Origin of the sequence: Tunicatimonas sp. (assembly GCF_049647865.1) — a bacterium.
Lineage (GTDB): Bacteria > Bacteroidota > Bacteroidia > Cytophagales > Cyclobacteriaceae > Tunicatimonas.
The window spans coordinates 1-7303 of record NZ_JBARYM010000339.1 but is presented as its reverse complement, the minus strand read 5'-3'; the positions used below and the strand labels follow the sequence as shown (position 1 = coordinate 7303).

Here is a 7303-nt window from a genome sequence, read left to right as displayed (position 1 = left end):
GTAGTGAAGAAAATCTTGATTTATATCCCAAAACAGCTATAACCGAAGGTAACTTCTACCAAACAGAAGATCAGTTCGTGTTGGCCGTTAACGATGTATACCGACAAATGATAAGAACCTATGAAGCTGGCGGAATTGCAGACATTTACGGAGAATTACGATCTGACAATACGTATATTGAGTTTATTGGAGGGTCTAGCAATTCTGCTGAGCGAATTTCAGACTTTAATATTCCTACTAACGATGCCGACACTGAAAACGCTTGGCAAGATTCTTACAATGCGATCTTTATTTGCAATGATGTTTTGAGTCGGCTTGAGAATACCAGCGTAGAATTTAGTAGTCAGGATCTAAAGGAAAGACTTACTGCTGAGGCGACATTTGTGCGGGCTTTGATCTATTTCAATATGGTACGGGTTTGGGGAGATATTCCCCTGCCCCTTATTCCTCTTTCTCCCGAGGAGGGCTACGAATATCTTCGTGAGGATGCTGAAGTAGTGTACGAGCAGATCATAAACGATCTGCTTTACGCCAAATCTACCCTTCCGGAAAGCTATACCGGAAACAATATTGGTCGAGTTACTAAGTACGGGGCTACTGCCGTTTTAGCAAAAGTATACTTGACTCGGGGAAATACATCAGCCGCTACTACGGAGCTGAAAGAAATCATTGATAGCGGATTATATTCTCTGGATGCGGACGGAAACGGTACGGTAAATGCCGATGACTACCGACATCTCTTTCATCCGGATACTAAAAATTCTCAAGCTTCCTTGCTGGAAGTACAATACCTGGAAGGGCAAAACGCCGTAAATAGCGACCATCAACAAGCATATACTCCTTATCAATGGTCATTTCATCTGCCCGGTATCAACGAAACTTTCCGGGGCGGAGGGCGGAACACTCCCACCCAAGACCTGGTTGATGAGTTTGAGGCTTTAGATACCGTAAGGCAAATCATTTCGGTGTATCCCGGATACGTAAATCTTGAATCGGGTGAGTTCGTTGATTACCCATTCACCATGAAGTTTTATGATTCCAACTGGCGGTATGCCGGGCAAAATTTTGAGATCATCCGCTACGCAGATATTCTACTAATGTACGCCGAAGTAACTCAGGACCCTACCTACCTGAATATGGTAAGAGCACGGGTAGGGTTACCCGGATTTGGCGAGCCAGGCTATCCAGACCAGTATAACACCCTGGAGAGGGCTATTGAACACGAACGACGTATGGAGCTTTGTTTCGAGTTCCACCGCTTTTTTGATCTAGTGCGTACCGGCCGGGCTATAGAAGTGATGCAAGCAAAAGGGTACAACATTGATCAAAATAAACTGCACTTTCCAATACCGCAACGGGCTATCGATGTAAATCCGGTTATCACTCAAAATGAGGGGTTCTAACTGCCTTTGGTAAAGTGGTGGCTACTACAAGAATCTCTGATAAGTAGCAGTTAAATACAAACACATGAGATATGCTGACCTTATTTTCCTCTATCTATTTCTTCTTCAAATTACGGAGGTGTGGTCGCAACAGACCGCATCTCCGCCTAACGTATTATTCATCAGCATCGATGACCTTCGTCCCGAATTGGGCTGCTATGGGAATCCGATAGTTCAATCGCCGAACTTAGATAAGTTTGCTTCTCAGGCGCACCTGTTTACTAATCACTTTGTGACGGTGCCTACCTGTGGGGCTTCCCGCTACGGATTGCTCACCGGCTTGTATCCTCGTACCGAGACTGCCGTATCCAATGATGCTATCCGTAAACTGATTGCAGAACAGCCCAAGGAAGATCGACCGGAGACCTTCGTAGCCAACCTTCGGCGCAATGTTTACTATACAGTAGGCATCGGCAAAATCAGCCACTATGTGGATGGACTACTGTACGGATACACTGACCCGGTAGGTACTGAATGGGAGCTACCCGATAGCTGGGACGAAATGCTGTTTGATGCGGGTAAGTGGGGTACCGGTTGGAATGCTTTCTTTGGCTATGCCGATGGCTCAAATAGGCAAGGCAAAAACAAACAAGTAAAGCCCTACGAAGCCGCTGATGTTCCCGATACCGGTTATCCCGATGGTTTAACTACTGAGTTGGCTCTGAAGAAGCTACAGGAGCTAAGCGACAAGGATCAACCGTTTTTTCTGGGGGTAGGCTTTTTCAAGCCGCATTTACCGTTCAATGCCCCGAAAAAATACTGGGACTTGTACGACCGAGCTGAGATTCCGCTAACCAACTCGCCCGATATTCCTGCTAATGTTCATCCGGCCAGTTTACAGAACAACGGCGAATTCAACAACTATCAGTTGGGCGATGAACCAGCAACGCTAGAGCAGCCGGTTTCGGATGAGTACGCCCGAAAGCTAAAGCACGGTTATTACGCCAGCATTAGTTATATTGATGCCCAGGTAGGAAGAGTGCTGGATGAGTTAGCACGACTGGGGTTAGAAAAAAACACTATTATAATAGTGTGGGGCGACCACGGCTGGCATCTGGGAGATGACCGAATTTGGGGTAAGCATACCAATTTTGAGTACGCCCTCCGCAGTGCATTCATGATTAAAACCCCGAATAATAATCAGGGCAAACAGCACAATGAGATTGTCAGCACCGTAGATATCTACCCTACCCTGATGGAACTGTGCAACACGGAAGCTTCTCATTCTCTAGACGGAAACAGTTTGGTTAGCTTACTAAACAACCCTAATTCCGCTAACTGGAGGAATACTGCCTACAGTTACTTCCGGCAGGGAATTACCGTACGCACGGACCGCTATCGTCTCACTAAGTACTTCCGGGAAGAACAGCCCACGTTAGAACTTTACGACCATCAGGCTGATCCTTACGAAAACGAGAACGTTGCCGCTCAGTCTCCTGACCTAGTAGAATCTCTACTCCCAATCTGGGAAGAGGGGAATACTGGTGTTTTTGAAGGGCATTGATTTTCCATATACCTTCCAGCGAAGAGAAACAGCATTACTCATCCCGCAGCACCTGGGCGGGGTTGGTATTGGCTGTTCGGCGAATGGTCAATGAGGTAGTCAGTAGCGCCGCACCTACGATAATTACTCCGGATAGAATAAGAGGAAGTAGCCCGATCTCCACGTGAAAGACGTAGAAGTTATTTAAGAACGCCCAGTTATACAGATAGCCTATTCCACCACCCAGCACGGCTGAAACCGCTAAAACCCACACAAACTCCCGATTGAGTGTGTTTACAATGCGAGACACCGATGCCCCCAACACCTTGCGTACACCTATCTCTTTGTTGCGTCGAGCTACGTTGATTTGTGCTAGCGAAAATATGCCCGCTACCGCTAGCAACCCGCCCAACACCGCTAGAAAAAAGTACACTTTCTTCAGGTTTCGCATCTCCCGCATGGGATAGTACATAGCCGCCTGAGTAAGATAAGAGGATTCGTAAGGCTCGAAGGGAATAATCTCTTTCCATCGGCTCTTCAAAAACTCATCTATCTCGGCCAGATCATCGGGTGAAGCTTTAACCATTACCTTAGAATATCGCTGTGGCTGAACCTGGCGGAAAAGACTAGGATGCTGTTCGTTATCATAAAGGTTATTGATAATATTTTGAACTACACCGATCACGTAGCGAGCTGTATCTTGGTAGAGAATACGCTGGTTGATCGGGTCATTCCACTTCATATTTTCGACAAAAGCTTCATTTACCAACACCCCCTCGGTATAATCAGAAGCTCGGTCATCGTCGAACCCGCGACCGTCTGATATATTCATTCCAACCGTTTCCAGATAGTTGGCATCTACCTGGAAAATACGGCTAACAAAAATAGCGGTGTCCACCTGCACCTCTTCAGAACCATTGCCCCAAATATCGCTACCACGTAGCGCCGATACTATTTTCGTTTTAGGATGCTGCCGGGCTTCTGCTAGTAAAACCTGAGCTTCCGATGGTTCCAAACCGCCTAAACTAATAACCTCGTGGATATCGTAGCCCAAATCTAAATTCTGTAGATATTCGGTATTGCTAATGGCCACGAAGCCACCGATGAGCAGGGCAATAGATAGGGCAAATTGCAAGCTAAGCAAACTGCGGGTAAACCAGTTAGAGCCTTTCAGTTTTAGGTTTCCTTTCAAAATAGTGGCCGGATGAAAGCGCGTGCTGTAAATAGCGGGGTACAGTCCGGCGATCATAGCAACCAGTACCAGCAGTAGTACCAGTGCCATTCCCATGTTCCATAGGTTCACATCATCGAGGGAAAAGGGCGTGTCCCACAAATTGAAAAAAGCAGCAGATAAATGCTGCGCTATCAACCAACCAACTCCAACTGCTAGCACTCCTATCAGCATAACCTCCAGTAAGTGTTGTATAATTAACTGGCGGCGCATTCCCCCCATTACTTTACGAATACCAATTTCTTTTAAACGACGAGAGGCTAGGGCAATCGACGTATTGGTTAGGTTAAAACAGGCTAACAGCAAGATCAAAAATGCCAATGTGCCGAAAATTATAGTGGCCACCGGTTCAATTCGACGATTCGTGTACGTGGCATCTCCCCGAATTTCGTTTTCGTTTACCCGAGCGTCTTGGAAAGGGATTACCCAAAAATCGCGGTACTTGTAAGTTATATCGGAAGCATTAGCCGTAGCTACGAACTTCTCTAGTTGAGCATTGACATCATCAACCACCGGCGATGAGCTCAACCTAAGAAACGTATTGGAACGAATGTCAGCGGCCCAATCATCTTGATTATGATCGCCAGTAGTTAGGTAATGAGAGAGCGGAACAAAGGCATCGTAGTAAAAACTGATATTTTCGGGGTAAGTAACCACGGCTCCCACAGTAAGCAGTACTTCCTGTCCGTCGCCAAACCGTAGCGTTAGTGTTTGTCCCACCGGATTTTCTTCTTGATAGAATTTTTGCGCCAGTTCTTCCGTAAGAATAATCTTATCCGTTCCAGTATACGAATCAGTTTCACCAAACTTAATCTGAAAAGGAAAAAACGTAAAAAAGTTAGCATCCGTGAAGCCAATGTATTCATTAAACACTTCATCATCGGTACGAAGCAGTTCGCTGGTGGCAAACACCCGAGTAGCCTCCTGCACTCCCGAAATTTCTTCGGAAGCAGTAACGGCCAATGGTAGCGGAATACGCTCTCCTACCCCTTGAGAAGCTCGATCGCGCGCTAAAGTTCGCTGTACCCGGTAAATATTCTCGGTGTCTTCAAAGTAACTATCAAACTCTAAGTTGAAGGCAAAAAACGTATAAGCGGTAAGGCAACAGGCTAGCCCTAGCCCTAAACCCAGCACATTAATGATTAGATATACTTTGTTACGACGGGCGTTCCGCAGGGCAATAAGTAGGTAGCTTTTTATCATGACGAAAGATGAATAACGATTGTGAAATAGTAATCCTTTATAAGGACTACTTATCAGTCATCAATCATTAAAAACTGTACCACTGCCCCACAATCTTTATATGGCAGCTTTGCGTCATTCTTACTGATCAGTAATGGACAGTCTATGTGCGATTTCGCACATCTGCTCGTCTAACTAACTACTCATCGCCATTAGTAAATCAGACTGGGTGATGATATGTACCTGATTGAGCTGATCGCGCACCATAAGGGCTTTGTTTTCCTTATCGATCAAGGAAGAAAGTACGTCTAATGTATCGCGAGAGGAGACAAATTGAAACGGTTTGTCCATGAGTTTGGATACGGGTTCACCCCGAAGTTCTGGCTCTTCGATCAGCTTATGTAATAATTTGGAATCGGTTAAGCTTCCAACAAACTCTTCGTTCTCTGTTACTGGAATCTGTGAAATTCCTCGCTCACTCAGTATTTTGATGGCATCGCCTACCGGAGTACTAGCGGGAATAGTAACTAGCTCGTTAGAACCGTTGCGATTGAGCAGAATGTCTTGAGCAGTGGCGAACTCCCTTTTTTCCAGATAACCATGATCTTTCATCCAGCTATCATTGTATATTTTACCAAGGTAGCGGGTTCCGTGGTCGGGCAAAAGCACTACCATCATGTCATCTTTCTTTAGGTTTTTGCGGGCCCAGCGTAATGCGCCGTGCATTGCTGAGCCGCACGACCAGCCTACAAACATGCCCTCTTCACGAGATAGTCGACGGGCCATGATTGCCGCATCTTTATCCGTCACCTTTATAAATTCATCAATCATATCAAACGCTACATTCTCCGGAAGAATATCCTCACCAATGCCTTCGGTCAGATAGGGAAACACTTCTTTTTCGTCAAACTCACCGGTTTCTTTGTACTTCTTAAATACTGAGCCGTAGGTGTCAATACCTAAAGTGAATACCTCGGCATTTTGCTCCTTTAAGTATTTAGATACGCCACTGATGGTTCCGCCTGTACCTACTCCGGCCGCAAAGTGGGTAATCTTGCCTTCCGTTTGCTCCCACACCTCGGGGCCGGTGGTTTCGTAGTGAGCCGCTTGGTTAGAAAGGTTATCGTACTGGTTGGGGTAAAAAGAGTTGGGAATGGATTCATTATACTTTTTAGCTACCGAGTAGTACGAACGAGGATCTTCGGGCGACACATTGGTAGGGCATACGACTACTTCGGCCCCTACTGCCCGCAAAATATCAATTTTTTCCTGCGACTGCTTATCAGCTAAAGTAAAGATGCATTTGTACCCTTTGGCTATTGCGGCCAGAGCCAGCCCCATTCCGGTGTTACCGGAAGTCCCCTCAATGATGGTTCCGCCCGGGCGCAGTCGGCCATCTTTCTCAGCGTCTTCTACCATTTTAATAGCAATACGGTCTTTTACCGAATTGCCCGGATTAAAGTATTCCACTTTAGCCAGAATGGTACCTTCAATTCCTTCGTTTAAGGTATTAAGTTTAATGAGCGGGGTATTACCGATAGTCTCTATTATGGAATTGTAATACATGGGTCTGTTGCTTGATGATTAAAAACTTGTGGTAAAATTACCAATATCTAGAATCAAAATGTAAAAAAAAGCCGTATTGAAGACGATTTTTGATAAATTCTTGAATAGGATGCGGAAACCTTTACTACCTTCGCTTCGTGAAGATGAACACAACAGCAGCGATGGGTAAACTTAACGCCTTCTTTCAGATACTACTGTTTTGGAAAAAAGGTTTACCCCAGCGCATGTTTAAGTTTAATTTACCTTAGTTTTATTTTTGTTCTGCCCAACTTTTAATAACCTATCTGGCTTATGGATAATCGAAAATTTCTTCCCTTTATTGTTATTGGTGTCGCTTTGTTTTTTGCTATTATTTACCTCTCTTCCAGCTTATTTCTCACTATTGACGCTGGAGAACGG

The 7303-nt window shown here is 45.3% G+C and carries 4 protein-coding genes; 2 read left to right on the top strand and 2 right to left on the bottom strand.

Annotated elements, in window-relative coordinates; translation table 11 throughout:
• Positions 1-1403: RagB/SusD family nutrient uptake outer membrane protein (locus WBA23_RS10235; protein ID WP_424582182.1), on the top strand; the 1403-nt coding region annotated here is incomplete at its 5' end.
• Between the two features lie 64 nt (positions 1404-1467).
• Complete coding sequence (locus WBA23_RS10230; protein ID WP_424582181.1) at positions 1468-2946, top strand: sulfatase; 1479 nt, start codon at positions 1468-1470, stop codon at positions 2944-2946.
• Positions 2947-2980: 34 nt separating this feature from the next.
• Here WBA23_RS10230 and WBA23_RS10225 read toward each other — a convergent pair whose 3' ends face one another.
• Together WBA23_RS10225 and WBA23_RS10220 are read right to left on the bottom strand one after the other, a co-directional pair.
• On the bottom strand, positions 2981-5359 hold the full coding sequence (locus tag WBA23_RS10225; protein WP_424582180.1) for an ABC transporter permease: 2379 nt from the start codon (positions 5357-5359) through the stop codon (positions 2981-2983).
• A 174-nt stretch (positions 5360-5533) separates the two neighbouring features.
• On the bottom strand, positions 5534-6904 hold the full coding sequence (locus tag WBA23_RS10220) for a cystathionine beta-synthase (RefSeq protein ID WP_424582179.1): 1371 nt from the start codon (positions 6902-6904) through the stop codon (positions 5534-5536).
• Positions 6905-7303: the final 399 nt, after the last annotated feature.

What these genes read in the sequence shown, in the direction of transcription:
- WBA23_RS10230 (WP_424582181.1), top strand. Translation starts at nt 1,468, where the DNA reads ATGAGATATGCTGACCTTATTTTCCTCTATCTATTTCTTCTTCAAATT.
- WBA23_RS10220 (WP_424582179.1), bottom strand. Translation starts at nt 6,904, where the DNA reads ATGTATTACAATTCCATAATAGAGACTATCGGTAATACCCCGCTCATT.
- WBA23_RS10225 (WP_424582180.1), bottom strand. Translation starts at nt 5,359, where the DNA reads ATGATAAAAAGCTACCTACTTATTGCCCTGCGGAACGCCCGTCGTAAC.